Raw genomic sequence first — 25,179 nt, 5'->3', positions numbered from 1 at the left:
GAATAGAGCATTTATACAAAAGTAAAATTTTTGCCTGATTTTTAAAACGAAAGCCTGAATTTGTAAGGAAAAACGATATGGTGAAGAGCTACGTCAGATCAAAGAACATCTCGTGGAGGCAAATATAACTCAGAGTACAGAGCTGCATCCGGGCTATTCCAGAGAAAAACATTTACAAAACATCCACAAACTCTGTGATATGAATTTGGATTTTTGATTTTTCCGGGACTCGAAGAGCTTGACCTTGTCGGTCCCTGGGAAATAATCTCGCTCTGGAGCAAATTTGCCCAGGGACCTGAAAAATGCCTCATGGTTGCCGAAAATCCAGGGCCTGTAATCTGTAGCAAAGAAATGTCCATTAATCCTCATGTTACTTTCTCAAACTGCCCTCCACTTGATTTTCTCCTTGTGCCGGGCGGCTGACGTGGAGGTTGTGGAAGAACGGATCGTAAGGGATGGAAATATCTAAACCTCGGCAGACATTTCTGCTGGCATTGATATGGCGCCTGCATTTGTTGAATTCATGACTGACGAAAAAACGGCGGGTAAAATTCAGTTTGGGGCCGGTATTACCCGTCAGGAAGGTCATACGGCATGATGCACAAAATTCCGCAGGCTCCTGAGTATTTGAGAAAGAGGAACTGAAAGTCCCTCAAAACCTCTCAAAACCTCTCAAAACCTTTTAAAGTCTTACTGCCACGTTACTTCAAGAGGTTTCCTGCGAGGGATTCCATACACTTTGTGCTGCGGGTTGCCAAACATCATTGCGTAAGCAATTTTCCTTCCTTCGGGCAGGTTTAGCTCCTTCTGGAGAGGTTCATAAAACATGGTAGCCGCCGCAACAAAGCCCGCCCAGCATGTCCCGATCCCGAATGCCGGCGCAGCGATATCGAAATGGGTGAGGGCGATGATAGCATCTACAGGTGCAATTGGACTTTCTTCAGGAATATGGGCGAAAAGCAGGTGTGGAGCGTCCCAGCAGATAACATCGATTCCCTGCTCCCATGCAGAAATAAGTATCGGCACGTAGCCGCTCATGGGATGGTCGGTGTTCAATAGGGTTTTCATCCATTCCATGGTGAGCTCGGCAATTTTCCTGACTTTCTTCGGGTCATGGATAACCAGCCACTGCACAGGCTGAAAATTGACACCAGAAGCTGCATAGCGGGCAATATCAAGGACTTCGAGGATTTTCTCCCTTGGTACGGGTTCCCTGGTAAAATGCCGAATAGACCTGCGTTTTTTGAGGTAGAACGCCATATCTTCTGGAGAGATGTTGCCTGCATCGGCAGGAAGGAGAACTTTTTCCTCAGGACGGAGGTTCAGGATGAGTGCCTGAGACGGACAGAAAGCTTCACAATGTCCGCAGTAGAAACAGCGAAAAACGTTTTCGTCCTGCACCTGAGGGAGATTAGTTTCATCAGCCAGACCGATAATACCTGAAGAGCATATCTTTGCACAAAGACCGCATCCTGTGCATCGATCCTGATCAACAATAATGTGAGCCATCATATCAAATCCTGTTAAAAGCTGATATATTGACCATCCGGCATTAATTACTTTTCTTTATTTCTCTGTCTGTGAAGCTTCATTAATTCTATAACCGTTTAGACAAAGAATAAAATGCCGGATGCTTCTCTGTTTGCAGTATGCTATCAAGTTTTACAGCAGATTTTCATCTGCCCATCTATCAAATATCTTCAATTGCTCTTCCGTATGGAAGTAATGCTCCCCCTGCTCCAGGACTTTAACTGTTGAGTGGTACCTCTCTGCAAATGCTGAGATCTCGTCCCATTCAGACAGATTATCTTCAGAACCATACAAAATGGCAGTAGGTACTTTCCATTCAAAACAAATTGGGTTTTCTCTCACATAGCAATAATAGTTCCATTCCAGTGTCTGCCCAATCGGCAACCGGATTTCATGCTCTGCTTTTAGTCTTTCTTCACTTACCTGGAAACCTTCCATCATATTGCTTATGATGCGTTCCATATTGACGACGGGCGAGAGAAATAAACTTTGCTTTATGTTAAGGTCGTGATAGGCAAGCAGACTGAAATAGGCTCCCATGCTACACGCAAACAAATGAATGTCAGATGCAAGCGACTTTGCATATTCATAAACAGCCGCCAGATCACTTACGCAATTTTCTGGAATACAAGCATATTCCTCATTTACACGCTCACCGTGCATAGGCAGGTCAAAGCTTAATGCCTGGTAACCTTTTTCAACGGCCTTTTGTGCCATCATGGAAATAACGGTGTCCTCTTTATTAGAAAGGTTGCCATGAACTTCAATCAACAGCTTTTCACTCTGCTTTCCCCACAGGATGGCAGGAATACGAATTTTATTATTTGAGATATAAAAATGTCTTTTCTCCATTCTCTCACTTCTCTTTGAAGAAAAATAAATTTAATCCGCAACCTTTCGACTCAGTTCCAAAATCTGGTGATAAAGTCAGCGTAACATCACATCCATTCTTTCACATCCATTTGATCTTTACAGGATTGCGGCGCGGGGTACGATAACTTTTGAACTGTGGATAGCCGAACATCATCGCATAAGAAATTACACGTCCCTGCGGCAGTGCAAGCTCCTTCTGCAGAGGTTTCCATGACTTTGCCGCTTCTGTCAAAAAACCCGCCCAGCAGGTCCCGATTCCGAACGCAGGTGCAGCAATATCAAAATGAGTGAGAGCGACGATACCATCCGTTGCACCGCTTCCGTGGTTCTCAGGGATATGAGCGACCAGGAGGTGGGGGGCATTCCAGCATACGGCATCAATTCCGCGGTCCCAGGCGGTGACCAGCGAGTATAAAGCCGTGCCCAGAGGATCCTTGTTTTCATAGAGGTGACGTATCCAGTCGATGGTCAGTCCTGCAAGCTTATGGGTCTCCTGCTCGTCATATACAACAATCCACTCTACGGGCTGAGTATTACAGCCCGATGCTGCATACCTGGAGATTTCCAGCATCTGCTCGATTTTTTCCTTTTCAACTTTTTGGGACGTGAAACACCTGATGGAACGCCTGCTTTTGAGATAAGTGCTAAGAAGACCTGAGGATATATCATTCAGCACCACATCATCGTCACTTTTTTCATCAAGCGCAAAATTCAATGTGAGTGCCCCTGCCGGACAGAACGCCTCACAGTGCCCGCATTTAAGACAAAAAGGTGCCGCTTTTTCCAGTGCCTGGGGGAGCCTGGTCTCTTCATCCTCAGACATAAACCCTAAAGGGCATACGGTTGTGCAAATTCCGCACTTTGTGCAGCGATCCTGATCAACAATAATGTAAGTCATAATTATCAAATCCTGCTCTTCTGGGATCACTTTCTGAGTTCTGGATAATTACATCGTTGAGTTTTCAGTTTTTCACTGATCTGGTGGCTTAGCGTTTACTGCTGGAGAGATCCGTCCCGATCACAACATTCCTTCCCCGGATCTCGAGCAACTGAGGGGCAGAGAAACTTTGGCAACATCTCGACATATGTGTCGTAGTTTACCCCCTGTAATGCAAAACTGTTTTTTATTGAAGGGTCCGGGGAGACAATATTGAGTGTAATCATCTGGATATACATCCCGAGCAACCTGGGGTCCAGGTCGTTCCTGACAGACCCGTCCTCAATTCCCTCCCTTACAGCGCTGTACACAAGGGGCACGTATTTAGTGGAAATTTCCATCATTGTTTGTGCGTTTTCTGCGTCAATTCTCTGAAAGAGTTGCGGCCCGAATGTGGTGGCCATGTCATTATAGTCTGCGTTCTTCCGTGCATATTCAATGAACCACTGGATCAGGATTTGAATTTTTTCGAAGCCATTTTTCCCGTGGCTCATCCTCTCAGCCTGAATCTCACCAATGTCCGTCCATCTCCTGAAGACGATGGCAAAAAAAAGAGAATCTTTGCTTTTGAAATAAAAGTAAAGCGCGCCTTTGCTCAGTTCAACCTCCTGTGCGATTTCATCCATGGAGACTTTATCATAGCCCTTTGAGTAGAACAGCCTCTCGGCCGCGTCTATGATTTCGTTACGTCGCTTCTCTTTTTTGCGTTGTTGCCTGTCTGTAACTACCATAATCTTTCCGTCGTATTTCTACTCAGAGTCATTTTTTAATCATCAGTTGATTTTTGACTCAGAGTCAATATTTTACTTATGGTAGAATTAACTATATAATTAGTATCTTTTAATTGTCTGGCACTCTTCCAAACTGTTAAAAATGATGAAAAGGGCTCTCAAATTCCGATTTCCTGTGCTCTGATTTTCGGATTTTTCGTTTTCATTAAGAGCCAAAAGCATCTACTTCAGAAAAAAACGGTGTCAGGAAAAATTATTAAGAAAATACGAGCTACCTGCCGAATATAAGATGGATTTTGGTTATCTGGAAATTCTTTCGAACTCCACAAATTCCTTTTTATTAACTCCTTATAAGTTTTCCGACCATATCATCTAACAATCAAAGATCCTGGAATAATTATGGATTTGAAAAGGAGATTCAAAAAGTCAATATGAGAATTTGGTCGGAAAATCCTATAACTATTTATCTGGAAGTCGTTAATTTATGTTAAATGTATTAAGTCAAACCCAATTTTAACTCCATAAATCGGAAGCGAAACCGTGAGAACTATTATAAAATATGGGATTTTTTTGTTTGGGGCTCTTTCTTTGCTGACATTAAACGCTTTAGCGCTGTCCAATCCTTCAAACGATAATACTGAACTCGAAAATAATAGTAATGAAGCCATTGGTATTGACATATGTATAGACTTCATACCATACACCCATGAAGAATTAAGAGACAAATCCGATACTATTGTAATAGGTACAGTTAAAGAAATACTTCCACCCAGGTGGAATACCATAGACGGAAAAAAGCCGAAGAAATTACTTCATAAACTTGAATATCCTGACGACATCATTTACACTGACATCGTCATAAGTGTTGATGAATACCTGAAAAACCCGTTATCGTCCAGAGAGCTTATTGTAAGAGTCACCGGGGGGACGGTTGGGGATTTTAGCATGACTACAGACGCCGATCCAAGCTTCAACGCTGGTGAAAAGGTTTTGGTCTATCTGAGAAAAGATGAAAGCCCCAGTACTAAGGATATTGGCCCTGAACACTTCATAGTTACAGATTTTTATCGCGGTAAATATACATTAACCAACGATGGGAAAGCTATAACCCCTGATGAAACTGTTACTCTGGAAGAATTGTTGAGTACAATAAATCAAACCGATAATAACACAAATGATACCGAAGTATCAGATAATAAAGAAACAGCAAATAAAGAAACAGCAAATAAAGAAACAGCAGGTAAGCAAGAAGGAGTCGGTTCTACTATTCAATCAAAAAGAATTCCTTTCATGAGCTCTTTCTGGATGCTTGCAGCGGTGTTCGGAGCAGTCATTTGTATAAGGAAAAGGGAGTAATAAATTGCATATATTTGCTTTCCGCTTTATCAAATTGTTCGTATAAAAGATTATAGAACTGCATCCAAGTTATGCTCGCAAAAAATATTTACAAAAAATTCACAAACTTTGTGATATTTATTTCAGATTTTTGGTTTTCCCCGGGCTGGAAGGGCCCACCAAAAATTTCAAATTTGCTTTTTTGAAAAGAAAACTTAAATAGGCTTCGATATTCAAACTCTTAAGAAGGGGACATGAATATGGATGCTGAAGAAATTCGGGCGATCTTCAGGTTTTCAGCCCAGGAAAAAAGTATAATTTCCAGTTTTGAAATTCAAGAAGAGCTATTTCTTCCTTTTCTGCTTTCGCTAAAATCAGGAGGTTCATGGAGTTATGCCTCCGAAGACACAAAAAGCATTGCAGTAAAGGATGTGATCACTTATTACAATGAAGAGAGCAAGACTGGCTATACTCTGGAAAAGATATACCTCTTTATCGATCCCGAAATCATAAAGGAAGAAGGAGTCGTCCGCAGGCTGGAAAAGTGCGGGGAAAGAGAAGAAAGAGAACTGGTTGAAAGGCCATACTGTATAACTCTGCAGGCTAAAAGGGTGATACTTGCAGAGGTGAATCCGGACCTCAGGGATATAAGAGTCAAGGAGCTGAAGAAAAAACACATACTACTGAAAGGCACCCCGGCATATAGCGCAGCTCATGAGCTGGAACACCTAGAAAAGGGAGAGGTAAAAGGAATTCCGATGTGGAACTTTGAATATGTTAAACACCAGTAAAAAAAGAACAGTAAAAAAGAACAGTAAAAAAGAACAGTAAAAAAACAGGTGAAAATAATAAAAAAAATATTATATGGATATCAAAAGTACAGGACTTACGTGGTTGAATCTTTTTTCTCTATTCTATACAATCGCAATAGAGGCTATCTCGATAATAGTCTGTTCCGATTATCTGAACTTGACACCTAAACGAATTTTATCTTTAACAAGATAGAAGAGGCCTCCATAAGAGAAAGCTGTAAGTATCGGGAATATTACAAGTCCTCCTTTGGCCGCTTCCGTATCCCCGTTCAAGAATTGAATTATGGCCATCATGTCCACAGCGGTTCCGAGAGTAATGAAGAAACCAAAGAATAGTAGCAATAAAGAATATGCCTTTTTTGGTTTTGAAAGCATCAGGAATAGAGCTAGAAAACCTAATGGAATACTTATTCCAAGGTCAAGATACCTGATGGTCCAGAAGGCGGTTGGAGCCGCTTTGTATGATCCATCGGGAAGGTCTCCAGTACTTATAATTTGCTGGATTTGAGATATCCACATCGCTGCAAAGAGCAGGAAGAATACGGTCATCAGAACCACATAGATTCGCAGACCTTTAGGTTTGAAGTAAGGAGCATCTGCTTCGGTAAACATAGACAGGCTGCCTAAAAGAAGGATGAGCCCACCTACTAAAAGGATTCCGAAGAGCCACCAGTAGTCCTCAACATTGCCGCTGTAAGCAGGATTGCTCCATTCCTGGCCAATCCCGATGGAAAGCCCTGTATACATTAATGTTATCGGTGTAAGTATCAGCAGGTATTTCGAGCCGGCCCTTCTGGCCAGGCATAGAATCCCACCGATTAACAGTATAGGCGTGATCAGTACCAAATTTGCAAGGTCCTGTCCAGAGATCTGCCATATGCCAGATTGAGAGGTTCTATACTGTATTATTCCCTGACCAATGGGTCCAAGAAAAGCGATTAAAACCAGAGTTGTTGCACAGATGATTGCAGTTATTCCAATTATATACCAGGGAATTAAGCACTCATGTGCTTGTTTATTTCCTGTTTCACATGGAATATTAAGAAAAGAAGTCATGCTTTACAATACAAATTTCCATACTTATATAGCCCCCTTCTTTGTTTCATTATTCCGAGAAGGCTTGTAGTTTCCTTTTTTTCATTAATGCCGTAATTTACAGTTATCTCCACTAAAAAGGATAAAGAACAGTATTTTTAGACATAACTCTTCGTATATTTGTGCAAAATCTCCATAGAGTATGCTTTCTTAGCCAATTCAACCTTATTCACTATAATAAACCATTCTTGTCACGCTCAACGGAGGAGAGCGGCCTGTCTCAAAAAGACGAAAAAGAAGAAAATCAGCAAACAATATTCCTATTAAATGAAGAAAATTAGCAAACAATAATCCATTTCTGCTTTTATCGCTTTTTATTACTTTTCAAGCTTCATCTTCCTGTTTTCCTCTCTTTTACTTCGTTCTTCTTCCTTCTGCTTTTTGTGAAGGGCCGCCAGACAAGCTGGCGGAGGCGCTTATATTCCATGTGTATTGAAACGCAGTTTCCGGAGCCAAATACGTTTTAGTATTATCTAACTGGCGAGCCGATTTCTGTCCAGCAAGGCACAGAAGAGAAAAAAGATTCCTGCCGCGGATGTTCTGAATAATTTCAATCGATTGATAAGAAACCATCAGTGGTCAGAAATCATCAGCGGTCAGAAACTATCAGATCATTTTTGCCTGATTATATTCTTGACCCGCCTGTCCCATTCCGTGGACTCGAAAAGCTCCCTGAGTTCCGGAGAATCGTCAATAAAGCAGAAGCCCCAGTAAACCGAAGGCAGGAATTCTCTCTTCCACTGTTCTTTCTTCTTTTTATCGAGGAACTGGTAGGTTTCAGAAGATGATAGGCGGCTTACGAACCCGAGAACTTTGACAAGGTCTGGAATGTTCTTCTGGGCAGAACCAAGTTTCAGGCACTTGAGCCTGTAGCTGTCTATCTTCCTGATATCAGGATCAAATCCCAGGGTCTTTAGAATTCTATTTTTCTCGGGCATCGAAATGCGCTCGCCGTGGTACTTCAGGGAATTTAAGGCCTGGAGTTTAAGGAGCCATTCAACTTCCCCGAAGACCTTGGGCTTATGCTGCCTTGAAACATCCCCTAACCTGCGGTCTTCGTAGGCTTCTCTCTTGAGCTTGTTTATCTGGCCGGAAAGGTTCGCGAGCTCTTCTGCGTCTCTGAGTTCCCTGACCCTGAACCTTAAGGCGCCCCGCATAAGTTCCCGCTTTTCCCGTTCAAAGGCTCCGATATCCTTTTCCTCTGTGATGGCAAGAAGGCGCGAGAAATATTTTGCCCTCAGGGCGGTTGGGGGAAGCCTGACAGGGACCTCTCCTGCCTGCACATCCTTTCCTTTTCCCTTTCCTTTTCCCTTTCCTTTCCTGAAGTTGCTGAAGTCTACCTTGCTGATTTCGATTTTTCCTTCCTCAATTGCCCGGGCTGCATCTCCTTCGGAGAAAAGCTCTTCGAGGCGGATTTCAGGCTGGAGCATCTGTACCTGGTCAACCTTTTCCCCGTTGAAAACCCCTTCTCCAAAATGCTGATAGAGGGAGTCGATGCTGTCCGCGATTTCAAAGATGTTTCCTCTATACTTCCCGGAAACCGGAGAAAGCCTTGTAACCCTTCCGACCTGCTGTTCAAAGAGCCGCATGCTCAGGGTTGGCCGCAGAAGGATAAGGGTTTCAAGCCCCGGAAAATCAAAGCCTTCGATCAGCATACCGACCGTGCAAAGGACATAGGGCGGCTTTCCTGCTTCCCTGAAAGCTGCAAGAAGAGCACTCTGTTCTTCCTTGGGCAATTCAGAAGTCATAAAAGCAGCATCTGTGAACTCCCCTTCAGGAGTATAATTCTCAAAATCAAGAGGCAATACCGGATCAGAATCCTTTTCCAGCTCCGGGGCAGAGATTTCCCCGTTGAAAACCGAGGCAGTGAGTTTTGCATGAAAAGCGTTGATTTCCTCTCCGTCCTCCCCGGCTCCATAGACACGCTTCCGGACGGGGGCGCAGAAGACAAGGGTCTTTGCATTCCTCTGCTTTACCAGCGAATCGTACACATCTTTTGCGAGCTGGGTTCTACGGATAACTTTTCTCAATTTGTCAACAGTGCTGCAGTCAAGGTAAAGGTCCTGCCTGTCAAGTTCATCCAGCCCTTTCTCAAAGTCAAAGATCTCAAATATATCCTCCGAACTTTCAGCAATCGTGTACTTAAGGGGTGCAAGTTCGTCATCAAGGATACACTCAGGAAGAGTCTTTGCATAGACCTCCCTCATATCCCCGGCAATCTCATCCACGAATTTTACATTTCCGACCACACCCTGGAAAGGAGTTGCAGTCATCCCCAGGATTTTAGTCCGTTCTCCAAACTCATTGAGAAAGTCGTTTCCCCTGTTGTTTATGAAGTTGTGGATCTCATCCACGATTGCAAGGTCGGTATATTCGAGAAGAAGTTCTTTGATTTCGGAGGCCTGTTTTCCTAGTACTGTCTGCAGTGAGGCAAAGAGCACAAAGCCTTCACCTTTTTCCTGCCCGGATTTTCTAAGGGCTTCTGCAATCTCTTTTCTAGCGACCTTTTGTTCGGAAGAGAGGAGCGCACTATTGGGAAAGAGGGGCCTGTTTTTTTTCCTGTCGTAGTATGTCTGACTCAGGAGAGGGTTGTTTTTCGAAATAAGGAAAAGTACAAGTTTTCCTTCCTCGTAATATTTTTTCATTATATGTTTTGAAAGAAAGGTCTTGCCCCAGCCAGTGGGAACTTTGATATAGCCTCTCTGATGGGTTTCAAAATATTCCAGAATATCCTCAAAGATTTTCTTCTTATCTTCCCTCAAGGGCTCGAGCTCGACGGTTTCCATGCCGGCTGAGGCTTCATTTGAAATTGTCATCAGTACGCTGTCCTCACGCTTTTCACTCTATAAAATTTGACTTTGTGAATTTTTTTATATTTGATAATATCAGAAAGCTACCTTTCAAAAAGTTTTCCGGGAAACTGCATGCTCCATGCACAGGAAACAGTGCATGCAACTGGAAATATTCTAAGAATTAACTCCCCTGACTGCAAAATTACGGATAAAAAACTTCAGTCCAGAAAACCTGGGTCATCTCCTTTCGTTCCGAAATCGAAAAGAGCATGTTTGAACGGCTTTTAGTTAAAAGGAATACCTTTTCAGTAATAAGAACTACGGCGATATAAGAATTACGGCAGTATAAGAATTACTATAATATAAAGTTGTATATAAAGTTGTGGAATTTTAATTATAAGGAATTCTAAAGAACATGATAACACATGAACTTTGGAAATATTATTCTGCAGAACTCCTGAACTGCAACAATTTATGTACGGAAAAGTCAAAGGAAAAGGCTCTTTGCAGAGGTTCTCTGTCCTTTGATATCTTCCGGAAAAGGAAATTTGAAAGAGTTTAGAAGAACTTTGGTCTTGCAGAAAGATACTTTGCAAGAGGCAGCTTCCTGTAGGGCTTGCCAGCAGTTTCTTCTTTTATGCGGGTATTCAGTTCTTCCGGAGTCATCTGAACTTTTTTAGGCTTATCCTGTTCGGACTCGGCCCGGACGGTTACGTTAATCGTGCCCTCCTCCAGTTCTTTATCTCCAATAACCACAACGTATGGCACCCATTCCCTGCCCGCTTCCCTTACCTTCTTTCCTATGGACAGGTCGCGGTCATCAACATCAACCCTGCAGTCCAGTTTCTTTGAAAGCTCTTCGGCAAAAGCGAGGTGTTTTTCGGAAACCGGCACAACCCTTACCTGGGTGGGAGAAAGCCATAAAGGCAGCATCGGGACTTTTCCTTCTTCTGTTTCCATTGCAGCTTTTTCAAGGAGAGCATAGATACAGCGTTCGATTGCTCCGCTTGGAGAGCAGTGGAGAACGGTCGGTCTCTCCAGTTTGCCGTCTGCGCTCGCATAAGAGATATCGTACCTTTCGGCATTTTCCACATCGATCTGGACAGTGGAAAGGGCGCTTGCCTTGTCAAGGGCATCTACGAAATTAAACTCGAACTTGAGCACGAAGTAGAAGAAACGGGTATCCCACATCTCAACAAGCACGGGCTTGTTGACGGTCTTTGCCATGCTGACTACCAGGTCTTTATTAGACTCATAGAAGTCCCTGGTGAAACGGATGGCAACTTCATAATCATCAATATGGATTCCCACATTTTCAAGCACGTCGATGCAGAGGTCATACTGCTGCTTGAACTGGTTTACAGCCTGGCTCATATCCTCACAGAGAGTGTGCATATCAGGCATAGTAAAAGCCCTAAGTCTTCTCAGGCCCACGAGCTCTCCACGCTGTTCCTTTCTGAAACTGTAGCGGGTCATTTCGATCATCCTTAATGGCAGGTTTTTGTAGGAGATCGTCATGTCGTGGTTCATCAGGAATTGCCCGAAGCAGGCTGCAAAACGCAGGAACATCTGCCGCTTGTCAGACTCAATAGAATACTGCCTTGCAGGGAACCTGTCAAGGTACTTCTTGAGAGTCGGGTGGTTCATGTCGTACATCAGGGGAGTTTCGACTTCCATTGCCCCGAACTCGGTTGCGACATCAAGCACGTAGTTTTCAAGGAGGGACTTAACAAACCTTCCCTTGGGGTAATAGCGCATGTTTCCGGAGTCTGACCCTGGCTCGTAGTCTGCAAGCTCAAGCCTCCGCATGAGTTCAACATGGGGAGGAGCACGCTCAACCGCCCTGCTTTTGGACATTTCATAATTCACAAACTTCTGGAGTTTTGGATGAGGAGTGAGGTCAAAGCCCTCGATTTCATGGAGTTCCCCGTCCGGAGTCAGGATGCGCCAGTAGGACTTGGCAGTACCTTCGGCTTTCAGGGCTTCGGAAACTACCTCTTCTTTTTCCTCGACTGCCACAGTTTTGCATACTGCTTTTGCTGTCCCCTCGGGACGGATGCTCCTGGAAAGTTCGGAGAGGGGGTGTCCCTTACAGCTTACAGTAAAGGCTTTGTACCATCCAAAAGGAGCACGTTTGACCTCATATTTTCCTGAGAGGGCTTTCTCAATGCCTTTTAAGACCTCTACTGCAACTTTCGGAGAGGAAAGGTCAGAGCTCAGGTGGGCATATGGATAAAGCATTATGCGGTCGGTTTTGACCTGAGCTGCAACCTTTTCGATTTCAGATACAGCTTTTTCTATGGCCTCTTCTGGATTGGCTTCATCCACGCTTTCCACAGCCGTAAAAGCGGTGAGGGCTTCCTCAAGTCTGCCTGACTTTAAGGACTCTTCTATTTTTTCAGCAACTGGAGTTTGTTTTTTGGTTTGGTATTCAATATAGTCAGAGTGAATGAGCAATAACTGCATTCTATCACCTGTGTTTTCTAAGCCGAATATGTGTTCCTAATTGGCTTTTGTTCTGGATCAAACAGAGGCTCAAACAGTATTTTATGACTTAGTATTACAACTTAATACCAGGACCTGATTTCTGGACTGTTTGAGGTCTGTACCCGTCAGTAGATCTTGATTAAAGGAAGTTAAGAAGAATATATGACAGTCCTAACATCCTGCAATGATATAAAGCAATCCCTTTCTCCTCATTGAAATCTATTTTTATCAATCAGTCCTGGCAGGATTTTGTCAGATTCTTGAGGTAGAGGTCAGCCTGTGCTGCCATTTCAGGATGAATCTGTTCCTGATAAACTCTGTAAGCTGCAACGAGTGCTCCCAGAAGAATAGGGGCTGCAAAAAAACCTGCAACCCCTCCCACAAAAGCCCCTCCTAAGAAGGCGAGCATGAGCAGCATCGGATGGATCTTTGACTTCATGCCGGTCAGGAAAGGCCTGAGGATCAGTTCGGGAGGGCCATAAATTAGAAGGGAAGAAACCACAAAAAAAAGAAATGCACTTTCAAATCCCTGTTCAAAATAACGTATTAAAGCCAGGGGTACAAGCACCATATACCCGGCAAAAAGAGGTATAACCGATGCTATGAAGATAAGGGTTGCAAGTGCCAGCACATGGGTAAATCCGAAAGCGTAAAAAACGAAAACTGAAGTCACGCTTACTATGAGGGCAGCATAAGCATTGCCTATGAAAACTCCTTTCAGGATAAGGTCCAGATGAGCTGCATAGCGGTTTACAATGTCCTGGTAATCTTCTGGTATCACGCCAAGAAAGGCACAGTAAAGCCTGTCCCCATCGGCAAGCAGAAAATAACAGAAGAATATCGAAATTATGAAATTAATAATAAAGAGACCGATACTCTGGGCATATGAGATTAGCCCTATGCTGCCGACTGCAGGGAGCAGGGAGGTAAAGAGGTTCCAGATAGCAGTATTTATCCTTTCAACATATGTTTCCGGAATTTCCAGAGCATTTATGAAGTCTAAAATTCCGCCCATGACTGAAGTCTGGTGTTCAATAATCCAGGAGACCTGGTTAAGGATCTCAACAACTCCGGCTCCTACAATGAATACTATAGGGATGAAAATGAAAAGGCTGGCTATCAAAGCCCCTACTTTTCTATACTTTCCAAATTTCACCTGGATAGGCCGGGCAATATATGCAAAGACTATCCCGAGCACTATTCCGTCTGCCAGGGGCAGCAGGATCAGGAAAGCGAAGAATAAAAGCACAGCTAATGCAATGGCTATTCCTATTTTCCAGCGGCTGGCAATGAGCTGGCTGACTCCGTCGGGTGGGTAATTTAATCGCATTCTTCAGTTCCATTATGATAAATAGATGATAATCATTCAATCAATTAAATAAAGGTAAATATAATCAAATTCATGAACCGGAAACAAATGTATTAAATGAGTCCGGATGTAAAACATTGTTAAGCTCAAAGTTTGATATAAACATCATTGGCGTCATTAGTATAAAATTCTGTCAGTTCAGGGGGAACTCGGTCAGGTAAATAACAGGGTAATCAGTTATTATCGGGATGTTTCGAAAATGTGTGACCTGAAAGGGCCTGGTAAGATTACAGGTTTAATATGAAAATATAATTAGAAACTATTTAAAAATATCATCGGATTATGAACAGAACAGCAAATTCAGACCTCAGGATTCGAGTTTTGATCATTCAGGTTTTTGATTATCCAAATTCAGGTTTTTGATTATCCAAAGTACTGGTTACCCGATGACAAAAGGTTGATTTTTGATACCTGATTTTTCCAGCATGGTTGAAGATTGCGTTCTAATTTGCTCAAAACCGGTGGGTTTAAGCCGTGCCGGGCGTGGGACAGAACAGATAAAAGATGCCAGTTCAGTTGCCCGGAATGAAACTTCCCGATTAACTGCTGACAATCATAGTATTTATACTCATTTTTTAAGATTCATTTTTTAAGATTCATTTTTTAAGATTCATTTTTTAAGATTCATTTTTTAAGATTCATTTTTTAAGATTCATTTTTTACCGTTCAAACTTTTAGTTTTTCATCCAGACCGGGAACAAGTTTGTCAAAATACCTGGTTACCACGCAGGACTCCATGCATTTTCCACACCTTATACAGGTTTCACTTACATGAGGCTTTCCTTCTTTTATCGAAACCGCTCCGACAGGACAGGCTTTTTCACATATACCGCATCCTGTACAGCGGGAAAGCCTGACAAACTGTTTTGCAGCCTCTTTAAAGAGGCAGACAGCTTTTTCCTTTGTTTCCGAGCTTACGAGCAGGTTTCCATTCGAAAAAAACTTCACGGTCCCGGTTCCGGTTTTGACCAGCAGCATGCCCAGTTCTTCTGCATAAACAGTATTTCCAAGCACATTGATGAAATCCGCAGCTTCTTTTTCCCTGATGCCCCGGACTCCTGCCTCGACAGAAAAGCCTCCTGCTTTGCAGGGGGAAATTCCTCCCACCACCTCAATTTCAAAGTCTTCAGCTTTTTCTTCCGCAAGGACAGAGATTCCAAGTTCCTCTGCCAGCCTTAGCATTTTCGGAGGCAGCTCCTTCCAGCGCCAGAACCCATGCTCTACGAACTTTTCCGAAAGCCCGTGCTTTTTTGCCCACTCAAGCAGGAAGGCGTTCCACCTGGCGTGCATCTCAGGATGCAGTTCTTTTACCCTGGAATATTCGGCAGCAAGGGCAGATGGGCAGAGCCAGCACCCAACCCTCTCAAATCCCTGGTCGTAAAGGGGGTTGTATGAAAGCCCTCTCCAGTGGATATATAGCCAGACTTCAAGAGCCCGCCAGTCCCTTATAGGGAAGATATTGAGCTGCGCCGGGACGAAGGGGTTTGTCTCACTCGCCGCAATCCTTGCCCTGGAGAAGGATTCATGCTTTCGCTTGCCATCTATTGTCAGATAGGCAACTGCATTTGCAGCCTCCTTTCCTGAAAGGGAACAGGCTCCTTTTCCTGCTTCCAGGTCTCCTGCCGAAGCCAGTTTGCAGACCTTGCAGCACCAGCGGAAATCCTTTGCAGGAGGCCCGAACTTTTCTACCTGCTCCCAGAAAGCGGAGCCTGAACTCATTTCTTCAAGAGGGACTTTCATTTCGCGGCATAAATCCCGTGCAAACTCCACAGTTTCAGGGAATTCGATCCCCGTGTTCAGGAAAAAAGCCTTAAACTCCCTCTGCTTGAGGGCAGACTTTGCCAGGTCCAGTACCACGAGACTGTCTTTCCCCCCGCTGAAGGACACATACACAGGCAGAGCACGATACTCATTTCTGGAAATAATCCCGCGGATGGTGTTGATGGCATTTTTCCCCAGGACCTGCAGGTGTTTTTTGTTAGCTTCTATGCATGCCCCTAAATCCGGAATCTCGGGATGCAGGAATGCCTCGCTGCTGTCAACCTTTCTGACCCTGATAACTTTTGTTCCGGTTTCGGACGAGGATTCGGCTTCAGAGGGGGATTCGGCTTCAGAGGGGGATTCGGCTTCAGAGGGGGATTTGGTTTCGGATGAGTATTCGGACTCAGATTGGGCTCTGACTTCAGGTTGAATTACGGTCCCGGATTGAGCTTCGGGCTTTGACAGGCTCTCCATGCCTGCGAAATCCGCGCCGTTAATGTAAGAAATTCCATATCCGCTAAGGCTGCCTGCAGTCACAAGGACAAAATCCCCTGCTTTTATGTTGCTGGCAAACGACTCTATAAGCCCCGATGCCACGTTTTTTCCATTAAGGTGTCGGTTTGTTTTCTTAAGCTCGACTTTTCTGCCTTCAGCAGACTTGAGGAGGATTTTTGCTCCCTGAAGAGAAGGCTCAAAGCTGTAGTCCATTTCCGAAAGTTCGAAACGGAGCACTCCGAAAATAAAACCGTCTACGATAACCTCATCAGTTTTGTCTTCTCCGGGAATTTTGTTAAGGAGAACAAATCGGTCTCCCAGAGGATCGCAGCCGAAGGCTGAAATTAGCTGCTCTGCCAGGACTTCCCTCTCATAGGGGGAACAGAACCTGACATCTGCCGGCTGGGAAAGATGGAGTGTATCACCTTTGCCGCCACAGATCCCGCACTCTTCCCCTATGAGTGGCAGGTTGCACTTCCTGCACCAGAAAATGTAGTCATCTTCATATTCAAAACGAGGAGAGGATTTTTTCTTTGAAAGAGCCGGATCCGGATGCCTTTCAGAGCCAGAGCTCTTTCTGGCAGAGGATTTTTCATTAAAATCCCGGGACCTGTTTTCTGCTCTTTTTTCATGGGTTTGAGGTCCCTTTCTGTCCGAACTGTTTCGTTTTTGTTTTTGTGAGCTGGAAGTCTGGTATTTTTCTTTTTTCTGATGCATGGAAGCCCTGACCGGTGGTTCGAAGAAATGGTTAAGTATCTTATCGTTCAGTTTTCAGCAAGGATGCGTTTATCGATATATCAATATTTTGAGAGAAAGTATCAATGCTTTGAGAGAAGGGAAAGATCCTATAAAAGAAAACACGATAATACTTTCTAATACTTTCAAAAACCCTTAAAGTATAACACAAAGTATAACTTAAATCTTATATTTATATTGTTATTTTAACTGATAATATGAATCAAGAATATATTAAACTTCCTGAGAAGGCATTAAAGTTTCCCTGGAAGGCATTAAAGCTTTCCGCAAAAGGTAAGCTTGTTATTCGAATGTGATACTGTATGAAATATGATGTTGTTGTGGTGGGAGCTGGTCCTGTGGGCTCCACTGCCGCCCGCTATGCGGCAATGAATGGGGCAAAGGTCCTTCTGCTCGAAGAGCACTCCTCAATAGGGTCTCCTGTCGGATGTACAGGGCTTCTGAGCACAAGAGCCGTTGAAGAGTGCGGACTCAGGCCTTCGGACGAATTTGTGTTCAATTCCGTGCGCGGGGCTTTTGTGCATGCTCCCGATGGACAGTACCTGCCGATTGATGGAAAGCAGACAAAGGCGTATGTTGTCTCCCGGAAAAACTTTGACCGCGCCCTTGCAGTAATGGCTGTAGAAGAAGGTGTTGAGCTCTCCCTGAAAACAAGGGCTATAGGATTTGAAAAAGAGAGCTCTGAAGCCGGAACCGGGACAAAAGAAAATGGAACCAAAAAGAGCTCTCCTGTAAAGCTCAAAGTACTCAGGAACGGAAAGCCTGAAACCATATCCACGTCCGTAGTTATCGGGGCAGACGGGGTAAAAAGCCGCATAGCCAGTTATGCGGGCCTTGGAAAACCTGCGCGCATACTTCCCGGAATTCAGATCGAAGCTCCCTATGCTTCGGATGACAGCGATTTTGTTGAGCTGTTTCCAGGCTCTTCAGCCCCCGGTTTCTTTGCCTGGACCGTGCCCCTTGACGAAAAGGTCTCAAGAATCGGGCTTGCACTTGAGCCAGGGCTTGCCTGCAAAAGCGGGCCTGGCGAGAATTCCCCGCTTTCCTATCTTGAAAAACTCCTTTGCTCAAACCCACACATAAAAGAAAGGTACTCAGGAGGCATGCTTGACTTTGTGGTTGGGGGGATTCCAATAGGCCCCCTGGAAAAAACATCTTCTGACGGTGTCCTGCTCGCAGGCGATGCTGCAGGGCAGACTAAACCCACGTCAGGAGGCGGAGTCTATACGGGAGCTTTTGCAGCAAAAATTGCCGGAAAAATTGCAGCTGAGGCCGCCCTTGAAGGAGACACCTCTGCACGCAGGCTTTCCGAATACGACCTGCTCTGGCGAAAGGGCCTGGCAAAAGAACTCGAAATAGGCATGAAAATCCATGACTACATGGGAAAGCTGAAAGACAATCAGTTGAACGAACTCATAGGCTCGTTAAATACCCCTTCGATTCTGAATACAATCACGGAGTACGGGGATATGGACCACCCCTCTGTCCTTATGAGGAAGCTGATGTTTTCAGGAAACTCTTTGAGGCTCATGAAAGCTTTCGGGACATTTGTAAAGACACTCTTTTGAAGAAATCAGCATTTGAAGTGTGAGAAGATGCAGAAAGTGCCGGTTAGAGGTGCTGGCTTTATACTGGAGTGCGGGGCAGGAAATACTGAAGAATACCAGTCAGATTTCCCTGAATAATTTCTCCCACTTAACTATAGATCACCGAAAATTAGAGAAAGACGGATTTGCCTCAGGCAGGTAGCGCGGCTGTTTGAGAAATCCTTCTGCCAGCAGGTCCCTTGCCATTTCGAAGTGCTGGAGCCCTATCTTCCCACAGTAAAGGACCTTTAAAGCCTCCTGTTCAGAGGGCTGTTTTTGTAAAAAGGCACTTACTTTTCGAAAACCGCTCAGGTAAACACAATCTTTGGTGTAACCTCCGGGCAGGGAGGTATCGTGAAGTCCTCTTTTGACTCTGAGGGCAAAGGTAAAAGCCTCTTCGGGGGAGAAATAGCCTGTAAGTTCATCCACAATCTCTGAAAACGAAGCTTCATTACATATCGCAGCAGCCACAACCCTTGCGCTGTATTTTTTAAGGTTTTCCGGCACCAGAAGTCCATTTTTCGATTCATTGTAGGCCGCAAGCCCCTCTTCGGTTTCCATATAACCCGGAAAACCCGAGCGGAAAAGCATCAGAGGCTGGAATTTCCCGTTTTCTGCCCGAAAGACGTGCGTCCCTATTTCATGGCAGAGGTATCCTTTGATTCCGGCTTTTGAAAAATGGGACGAAAAATCGATGTGGATTTCACTGCAGGCCGCATTTACTGCCATTTTCACTCCTCCCCCATCTGCAGGCCTGACTTCCCATTCCAGCCCTAAGCGCTTTAACTCCGTTTCAAAAACACCTCTGACATCTCCAGGGCTCAGGTTTTTCTCCACCTGCTCATTCTTTAAACGCTCCAGGTTTTTCTGAGCCTCCAGGAGAAGGGGTCCGGAGGGGAGTCCGTAAAAGGCCGAAAGCTCGTTCCCGAAATCCGGGGAGTCCCTGTGAATCAGAAGGTCATGAAAGCGAAGGAGGTAATTGATTTTTTTGATGTAGAAAGGAGCAAAAACAGAACCTTTACAGCGCTCAAGTTTTTCCCTGATTTTTTTAAGATCCCTGCAAAAATCCCCTACTTCCGGCCCACAGCTTTCGTACTCGAATACAGGATTGTAAGTTTCGCCTCCAGCGTATGCCCTGAGGAACTTCTCTTTTTCCTTTCTGGCATTCACAGGGTTGAGATAGCGCAGAATATTCAACTGCTTTTCTATATCAAACAAGCGCCTGTCGTATTTAAAAACGCATTTTTCCGACTCTGCTACAAGCATCCGAAACCGTTCCCCTCAGTACATCTTTCGAACTTCGTCTCCTGGTATATTTTTTAGGAGCAATTAAGGGCTAATCAGTAAAGAACTACTCTCTGGCAAGTGGCAAAAATTAAGTAAATTAGCACTTTTAAGTATACATTCACTCTTTTTTGGATAAATCCCAATCTTAAATCGAACCCTAAATTATAAACGAGGACTCTGTTTTTCAAATTTCCTATATTTATATGTCATCCCTGGCTACACGGTTGATACTAAACGATTGATATTTGGTATCAGGTTTCCAGCCGGCCTAATGCTTTTGTTTTTATCTACTGTACGCAAGCGGGCTCAAGCGGAGCGTGGCGCGTGGAAAGAAAGAGAGATGCAATTTAAGGTCATTTCGGAATAATACTAACCAATTAACCCGGGAACACCACATTTTTCAAGTTCCTGATTTCCGTGTTTTTAATGGTTAACTTTGAGATTTAAGATTGGGGGAAACCCCGGTACCTGACAATTTTGAGATCTGACAATTCATCTTTTTCATTCTGGGAAGTCTTGATTTTTACTGGGAGGACTATAAATTCCCGAAACCCCTTATATTAAAGGGGATACCTGTGAGTTCCGGTTCTAAACTTCTTGATGACGTAAAACAGCACTTATGTACCTGTTCTGCAGGCCTCAAGCTCACTCCTGAAATGGAATCGTTCCTGGAAATGCCCCAGATGAGGAGCTTCCAGGGAAAAATTTAAAAAAATGTGACTATGTGTAACTATGAAAGTGTAAACCTTACTGGCCGGCCTCTTCCAGTGCATTCAGCAGGTTTCTTTCAAAGTTCAGGACTTTCCTGATTACTATCTTTTTGGACCCGAGTGCAAGGTCCTCGTTTTCAGGATATTTTTCTTTTATATACCCGTAAAGTTCCATAACACTCATATCGTCAAGTTTCCTTTTGAGCTGGTTAAAGTCTTCCATAAAAGATACCCTCATTTACAAAAAGCGAAATTAGATTTATTTTTTCACGCAGCTGCCAGCGTATTCCCAAACGTATTCCAGAGATCCGTTGCAGGTGCCTGCCAGTACTACATACCCTTAATAACAGGCTTTTTATATATATTCATGTTCAGCTGCAAAGCTGTGAATAATATCACTCCATACCCCCACTCATTTACTTTTTTTAAACTAATTTCCAAAAATTAATATGTCACTTACTTTATAATATCTGTGACTGCCGGATAGGATTTTCATAAAAAAGAATTCAGGAAACCTGGAGCTCTGGGTAAGTAAACTCAAAATCCGGGGAAAAACTAAGAAAAAGAAAGGCAGGAACTTAAATGCTGGGGGTGATAGCATAAATTTTACTGACAGAAAAAGTGAAGCAGAAGAAAACTGGATGGAAGAATTTCTTTTAAACAGCCCCAGCCCTGTCCTGAGGATAGAAAAAGAAGGCGTAATTCTCTATGCTAATGAAGCAGGAAAATCATTACTTGAAGCATGGGAAAGCGGGATCGGAGAAAAAGTTCCCGCAAAAATCCGGAAAACTGTGCGGAAAGCAGCTCTTATGAAAAAGTCCGAATACCTGGAACTTGAAGCAGGCGAAAAAACATATTCAGCCACTTTCACACCTTCTTCTGACGGGAAATCTGCTATTCTCTACGCATCGGATACCACTTTTTCTAAACAAGCCGAAAAAAAACTATCTTTAAAACTATCTCTTATAGATAGGCATCATGAAGTCCTTTTCCAGGTTGCCGAACTGGCTCTCAAAACCCCGGATATCCGGACCCTGCTGGACGAATCCTTAACTTTGATCGCTGCTACGCTTGACGTAGAATATTGCAAAATTTTGAAACTTTTGCCTGATGGAAACTTTCTGTTTGAAACAGGAATCGGATGGAAGATCGAAGATATAGGTAAGGTTATTAAAAGAGATGCAGCTTCGCTTGCCGGGTACACAGTGCTTTCAAAAAAACCTATCCGGATAGATGAATTAAACAGAAAGGGTTCCATTGACGGAATGGGGCTCAAAGGGTATCAGGAAATAACTAGTGGAATAAGTGTCCTGCTCGGAAGTGTTGAAAAGCCCTATGGAGTGCTGATAATTCACAGCACAAAGAAAGAGAAATTTACAAAAGAAGATACTTCTTTTTTGAATGGCGTTGCATCCCTGATCTCGTTAACCTTTGAACGAAATGAGGTAGAGAGTACCCTTCAGGATAAGATCCATTTTCTTGAAATTCTGCTTGATACGATTCCTGCTCCCGTATTTTATAAAGACAGAGAAGGGATCTACCGCGGCTGCAACGAACTCTTTGCGAGAATGATTCTTGGAAGCTCAAAGGAAAAAGTAACAGGATGCTCTATAGATAAACTTTCCGATGCGATTCCACCTGAACTTGGGAATGTTTTCAAAAGAGTAGATAGGCAGTTGCTCCAGAGAGGGGGAAGCCAGGTTTATGAGTCCGGAGTCATGTGCTCTGACGGGATAATCCGACAGTTCCTTTTCAATAAAGCCGTATACAGGAGCCTTAATGGGACTGTGGAAGGGCTTGTAGGAGTAATGCTCGATATAACCGGGCGCAAACTTACTGAAGAGAACCTGTTAAAGAGTGAAGAAAGATATCGTTTAGCTACTGAACAGACAGGGCAACTGATATACGAATTTGACCTGCAAAACGGACATGTTGAATGGGCAGGGGCAGTCACGGAACTTACGGGCTACAGCTACAGCGAGATGCAGGATTTTACTTACTATGACTGGCTTGATCACATTCATCCCGAAGACCGCAGAAGAGTGAAGCAGGAATTTAAAAAGTGCTGGAACACAGGAGAAAAGTTCAATGAAGAATTCAGGTTCCGGCGGAAAGATGGAAGCTATTTTTTCGTGGAAAACAAAGGCGTCTATCTGAGGGATGAAGAAGGCTGCGTATGCAAAGCCCTTGGAGTGATGAAAGACATTACTGAAATCAAACTTTCCTCGGAAAAACTGAAGGAAAGCGAAGAACTCTACCGCTCATTCTTACAGAACTTTAAAGGGATCTCATTTAAGCTGGACAGGGATTTTGCCCCTCTCTTTCTGGAAGGGGTTATTGAGGAAATAACCGGGTACACAGAAGAAGACTTCATCTCCGGCAGAATAAATTTGTCTGATCTCATTGATTCGGAAGACAGGTCACTACTCAGTATAAGCCGGGAAAAAATGAATTCTTCCCCGAACTCCATTATGGAACATGAGTACAGGCTCAGGCGGAAAGATGAAACTGTAAAGTGGGTTCATGAGTTGATCCATAACATCTGTGCCGCCTCAGGAGAAACCGAATTTATCCAGGGCTATGCTTATGATATTACTCTTAAGAAAAAAGCCGAGGAAACCCTTGCAAAAGCCGAAGCTATCGGTATGAGGGAAATTCACCATAGGATCAAGAATAACCTTCAGGTAGTTTCATCCCTGCTCAGCCTCCAGGCTGATAAGTTCAAAGATAAAGATGTTATTGAAGCCTTCAGAGAAAGTGAAAATCGTGTTATCTCCATGTCCATAATCCATGAGGAGCTTCATAAATCCGAGGACACTACGAGCATAGATTTTGCAGCCTATCTCAGGAAACTAACCTCTGAACTTCTTTACTCTTACAGGGTCGGAAACGAGAAAGTCCGGCTTTTCCTTGATATAGGCCATATATTCCTCGGGATCGACACCGCAATTCCCCTCGGGATAATAATCAATGAACTTTTCTCTAATTCCCTGAAATATGCGTTTCCGAAAGGTGCTGAAGGGGAGATAAGGATTTCACTTTGCAGACAATCTGAAGCCCCGGGGCCTGGCAGTGAACCCCACAGAGACACCCCGATATCCGACAGAGACACCGCTATAACAGATTCAGGGATGTACCCCGGTTTTACACTGGTTTATTCGGATAATGGGGGACGTTTTCCCGAAAATATCGATTTTAAAACCCCCGAGACCCTTGGTTTGCAACTTGTGAATGCTCTGGTTGAACAGATCGATGGCACTATTGAACTTGAGAAAGGAGATGAGACAAAATTTACTATCAGGTTCGATGATAAGGGGCTTCCGGGAAAGAGCTGAAAACAATTCTGCGTACAACCTTATTCGCCATACCGTGTCGTTCGAAAAACGGGTTCCGGGGTTTAAAGGAAGTATCTCTTAGCTCATGATGTATTTTACATAATATCAGGTTTTTTAATAGTATTATAGGCGGTCGTATAGACAGTCATTATTTTCTTTGCAGGCCGCGCACCGCTTAAGTCCACCTGTGCATTGCAGACAAAAACTAAATTATTAGCTGTGTCAGTGTTTCGAGCCCGGAATATCAAGCTTGTGACCCGGGTATCAGCCCGAATAGGTATGGACTGTACGGGCTCGGGATTACTTCTGGAGGAGATACTGTATAGACCTGCACTGTATCGAAAAAAAGCACACACTTATTTCTATATAGAAATCATTTGAAACTGGAGAAATTAAATCCAGCTATAAAATACATAAAAAAAGGCGACTGATAAATTCATTCAGGTGAGGATAGGCGAATTGTGAATGCTTATAGGAATTGATGTAGGGGGCACCACCACAGATGCGGTGCTTATCCGGAACGGAGAAGTATACAGTACAGCCAAGGTTTCCACCGAGCGAGGGAATCTTCTGAAGTCTCTGCTCAATGCTCTTGATGAGGTCAGCAGAGGAGTTCCTCCGGAACAGCTCGAAAGGGTGGTTTTCAGTACAACCGTAATAACAAATCTTATTGCCGAGGGCAAAACTGACCGTGTGGCTCTGCTGCTTATTCCGGGTCCGGGTGTTAACCCTTCAAGTTATGTTTTTCCAGACAGTTTCTACCTTAAAGGAGCTATGGACTTCAGGGGAAGGGAAATCCAGCCCCTTGACGAAGCTGAGGTCCGGGAAACGGTGAATCGAATCCGGGAACAGGGTTATTTTAGAGCTGCCGTGGTAAGCAAATTCGGACAGAGGAATCCTTCCCATGAACTCCGGATAGAAGAAATCCTCAGGGAAATGTATCCGGACTGCCAGGTAGGACTCGGGCATAAGGTTTCGGGAAAACTGAATTTCCCGAGAAGAATCGCAACCTCCATGCTGGCCTCTGCAACAGGGGAACGTTACCAGGAGTTCGTTGCAGAGATCAAAAAAGCCCTTGAGGAACGGGACATCAGGGCTCCCGTATACATCCTAAAAGCTGATGGAGGGACTCTGCCAATTGAAAAATCCGTAGAGTTCCCGGTGGAAACTATTTTTTCGGGTCCCGCAGCAAGCACGATAGGAGCTCTCGCCCTCACCCCTGAGGGACAGACATCTGTTGTAGCTGTCTCTTATACACATCTGACGCTGCCGACGAATAGAGAGGGGT

Annotated in this window: 18 protein-coding genes and 1 pseudogene; 7 read left to right on the top strand and 12 right to left on the bottom strand. The window is 44.0% G+C overall.

The window, feature by feature from the left end; genetic code table 11:
• Nucleotides 1-213 precede the first annotated feature (213 nt).
• The gene (locus EO95_RS18190) at nt 214-423 is read left to right on the top strand and encodes a hypothetical protein (RefSeq protein WP_235282893.1); all 210 of its coding nucleotides are present in this window, start codon (nt 214-216) and stop codon (nt 421-423) included.
• 267 nt (nt 424-690) lie between these two features.
• Here EO95_RS18190 and EO95_RS06485 read toward each other — a convergent pair whose 3' ends face one another.
• The 4 genes from EO95_RS06485 to EO95_RS06470 all read right to left on the bottom strand — a co-directional run bounded on the left by EO95_RS06485 (nt 691) and on the right by EO95_RS06470 (nt 4,071).
• Entirely contained in the window at nt 691-1,512 is an 822-nt protein-coding gene (locus tag EO95_RS06485) for a nitroreductase family protein (RefSeq protein WP_235282892.1), read from the bottom strand.
• 150 nt (nt 1,513-1,662) lie between these two features.
• Nucleotides 1,663-2,382 carry a carboxylesterase gene (locus EO95_RS06480; protein ID WP_048133360.1) on the bottom strand — a complete coding sequence of 240 codons (720 nt, stop codon included), beginning with the start codon at nt 2,380-2,382 and terminating at the stop codon, nt 1,663-1,665.
• Nucleotides 2,383-2,482: 100 nt separating this feature from the next.
• Nucleotides 2,483-3,301: a nitroreductase family protein gene (locus EO95_RS06475; RefSeq protein ID WP_048133358.1), complete on the bottom strand. Its 819-nt coding sequence runs from the start codon at nt 3,299-3,301 to the stop codon at nt 2,483-2,485.
• Between the two features lie 95 nt (nt 3,302-3,396).
• Nucleotides 3,397-4,071, bottom strand: a complete 675-nt coding sequence (locus EO95_RS06470; protein WP_048133355.1) for a TetR/AcrR family transcriptional regulator — start codon at nt 4,069-4,071, stop codon at nt 3,397-3,399.
• Between the two features lie 588 nt (nt 4,072-4,659).
• On the opposite strand from EO95_RS06470, the gene EO95_RS18000 reads away from it, so the two are divergent.
• The gene (locus EO95_RS18000; RefSeq protein WP_200895012.1) at nt 4,660-5,427 is read left to right on the top strand and encodes a hypothetical protein; all 768 of its coding nucleotides are present in this window, start codon (nt 4,660-4,662) and stop codon (nt 5,425-5,427) included.
• A 239-nt stretch (nt 5,428-5,666) separates the two neighbouring features.
• Nucleotides 5,667-6,197: a RimK/LysX family protein gene (locus tag EO95_RS06460; RefSeq protein WP_048133353.1), complete on the top strand. Its 531-nt coding sequence runs from the start codon at nt 5,667-5,669 to the stop codon at nt 6,195-6,197.
• Nucleotides 6,198-6,365: 168 nt separating this feature from the next.
• Here EO95_RS06460 and EO95_RS06455 read toward each other — a convergent pair whose 3' ends face one another.
• The 6 genes and pseudogenes from EO95_RS06455 to EO95_RS06435 form a co-directional block, all read right to left on the bottom strand.
• On the bottom strand, nt 6,366-7,274 hold the full coding sequence (locus EO95_RS06455) for a hypothetical protein (RefSeq protein ID WP_048133351.1): 909 nt from the start codon (nt 7,272-7,274) through the stop codon (nt 6,366-6,368).
• Nucleotides 7,275-7,323: 49 nt separating this feature from the next.
• Nucleotides 7,324-7,471: pseudogene (locus EO95_RS18565) on the bottom strand (IS5/IS1182 family transposase); the annotation flags it as partial.
• 453 nt (nt 7,472-7,924) lie between these two features.
• Nucleotides 7,925-10,129: a DEAD/DEAH box helicase gene (locus tag EO95_RS06450; RefSeq protein ID WP_048133349.1), complete on the bottom strand. Its 2,205-nt coding sequence runs from the start codon at nt 10,127-10,129 to the stop codon at nt 7,925-7,927.
• Between the two features lie 534 nt (nt 10,130-10,663).
• The gene (locus EO95_RS06445) at nt 10,664-12,571 is read right to left on the bottom strand and encodes a threonine--tRNA ligase (RefSeq protein ID WP_048133348.1); all 1,908 of its coding nucleotides are present in this window, start codon (nt 12,569-12,571) and stop codon (nt 10,664-10,666) included.
• 253 nt (nt 12,572-12,824) lie between these two features.
• Nucleotides 12,825-13,922 (bottom strand): AI-2E family transporter, encoded by a 1,098-nt coding sequence (locus EO95_RS06440; RefSeq protein WP_048133346.1) that lies wholly within the window; start codon nt 13,920-13,922, stop codon nt 12,825-12,827.
• Between the two features lie 705 nt (nt 13,923-14,627).
• On the bottom strand, nt 14,628-16,934 hold the full coding sequence (locus EO95_RS06435; protein ID WP_048133344.1) for a phosphoadenosine phosphosulfate reductase family protein: 2,307 nt from the start codon (nt 16,932-16,934) through the stop codon (nt 14,628-14,630).
• 341 nt (nt 16,935-17,275) lie between these two features.
• Between EO95_RS06435 and EO95_RS06425 the strand changes: the two genes are divergently transcribed.
• Nucleotides 17,276-18,541 (top strand): NAD(P)/FAD-dependent oxidoreductase, encoded by a 1,266-nt coding sequence (locus tag EO95_RS06425; RefSeq protein WP_048133342.1) that lies wholly within the window; start codon nt 17,276-17,278, stop codon nt 18,539-18,541.
• A gap of 138 nt (nt 18,542-18,679) precedes the next feature.
• Here EO95_RS06425 and EO95_RS06420 read toward each other — a convergent pair whose 3' ends face one another.
• Nucleotides 18,680-19,825 (bottom strand): tyrosine/phenylalanine carboxypeptidase domain-containing protein, encoded by a 1,146-nt coding sequence (locus EO95_RS06420; RefSeq protein WP_048133341.1) that lies wholly within the window; start codon nt 19,823-19,825, stop codon nt 18,680-18,682.
• A 596-nt stretch (nt 19,826-20,421) separates the two neighbouring features.
• Here EO95_RS06420 and EO95_RS18445 point away from each other — a divergent pair.
• Nucleotides 20,422-20,556: a hypothetical protein gene (locus EO95_RS18445; protein ID WP_255350323.1), complete on the top strand. Its 135-nt coding sequence runs from the start codon at nt 20,422-20,424 to the stop codon at nt 20,554-20,556.
• A gap of 37 nt (nt 20,557-20,593) precedes the next feature.
• Here EO95_RS18445 and EO95_RS06415 read toward each other — a convergent pair whose 3' ends face one another.
• A complete protein-coding gene (locus EO95_RS06415) occupies nt 20,594-20,779 on the bottom strand; it encodes a hypothetical protein (RefSeq protein WP_048133340.1) in 186 nt (61 codons plus the stop codon).
• 418 nt (nt 20,780-21,197) lie between these two features.
• On the opposite strand from EO95_RS06415, the gene EO95_RS06410 reads away from it, so the two are divergent.
• Together EO95_RS06410 and EO95_RS06405 are read left to right on the top strand one after the other, a co-directional pair.
• Nucleotides 21,198-23,891 (top strand): PAS domain S-box protein, encoded by a 2,694-nt coding sequence (locus tag EO95_RS06410; protein WP_082105955.1) that lies wholly within the window; start codon nt 21,198-21,200, stop codon nt 23,889-23,891.
• A 465-nt stretch (nt 23,892-24,356) separates the two neighbouring features.
• The coding region (locus tag EO95_RS06405) for a hydantoinase/oxoprolinase N-terminal domain-containing protein (protein ID WP_048133336.1) at nt 24,357-25,179 on the top strand (823 nt) is incomplete at its 3' end.

The organism is Methanosarcina sp. 1.H.T.1A.1 (assembly GCF_000979295.1).
In the GTDB taxonomy this organism is placed as follows: domain Archaea; phylum Halobacteriota; class Methanosarcinia; order Methanosarcinales; family Methanosarcinaceae; genus Methanosarcina.
The sequence above is the reverse complement of the archived record's forward strand: the minus strand, read 5'-3'. Positions and strand labels throughout refer to the sequence as shown.

Coding starts and splice junctions, on each gene's coding strand:
- EO95_RS06485 (WP_235282892.1), bottom strand. CDS start 1,512: ATGATGGCTCACATTATTGTTGATCAGGATCGATGCACAGGATGCGGT.
- EO95_RS06480 (WP_048133360.1), bottom strand. CDS start 2,382: ATGGAGAAAAGACATTTTTATATCTCAAATAATAAAATTCGTATTCCT.
- EO95_RS06475 (WP_048133358.1), bottom strand. CDS start 3,301: ATGACTTACATTATTGTTGATCAGGATCGCTGCACAAAGTGCGGAATT.
- EO95_RS06470 (WP_048133355.1), bottom strand. CDS start 4,071: ATGGTAGTTACAGACAGGCAACAACGCAAAAAAGAGAAGCGACGTAAC.
- EO95_RS06460 (WP_048133353.1), top strand. CDS start 5,667: ATGGATGCTGAAGAAATTCGGGCGATCTTCAGGTTTTCAGCCCAGGAA.
- EO95_RS06455 (WP_048133351.1), bottom strand. CDS start 7,274: ATGACTTCTTTTCTTAATATTCCATGTGAAACAGGAAATAAACAAGCA.
- EO95_RS06450 (WP_048133349.1), bottom strand. CDS start 10,129: ATGACAATTTCAAATGAAGCCTCAGCCGGCATGGAAACCGTCGAGCTC.
- EO95_RS06445 (WP_048133348.1), bottom strand. CDS start 12,571: ATGCAGTTATTGCTCATTCACTCTGACTATATTGAATACCAAACCAAA.
- EO95_RS06440 (WP_048133346.1), bottom strand. CDS start 13,922: ATGCGATTAAATTACCCACCCGACGGAGTCAGCCAGCTCATTGCCAGC.
- EO95_RS06435 (WP_048133344.1), bottom strand. CDS start 16,934: ATGCATCAGAAAAAAGAAAAATACCAGACTTCCAGCTCACAAAAACAA.
- EO95_RS06425 (WP_048133342.1), top strand. CDS start 17,276: ATGAAATATGATGTTGTTGTGGTGGGAGCTGGTCCTGTGGGCTCCACT.
- EO95_RS06420 (WP_048133341.1), bottom strand. CDS start 19,825: ATGCTTGTAGCAGAGTCGGAAAAATGCGTTTTTAAATACGACAGGCGC.
- EO95_RS06415 (WP_048133340.1), bottom strand. CDS start 20,779: ATGGAAGACTTTAACCAGCTCAAAAGGAAACTTGACGATATGAGTGTT.
- EO95_RS06410 (WP_082105955.1), top strand. CDS start 21,198: ATGGAAGAATTTCTTTTAAACAGCCCCAGCCCTGTCCTGAGGATAGAA.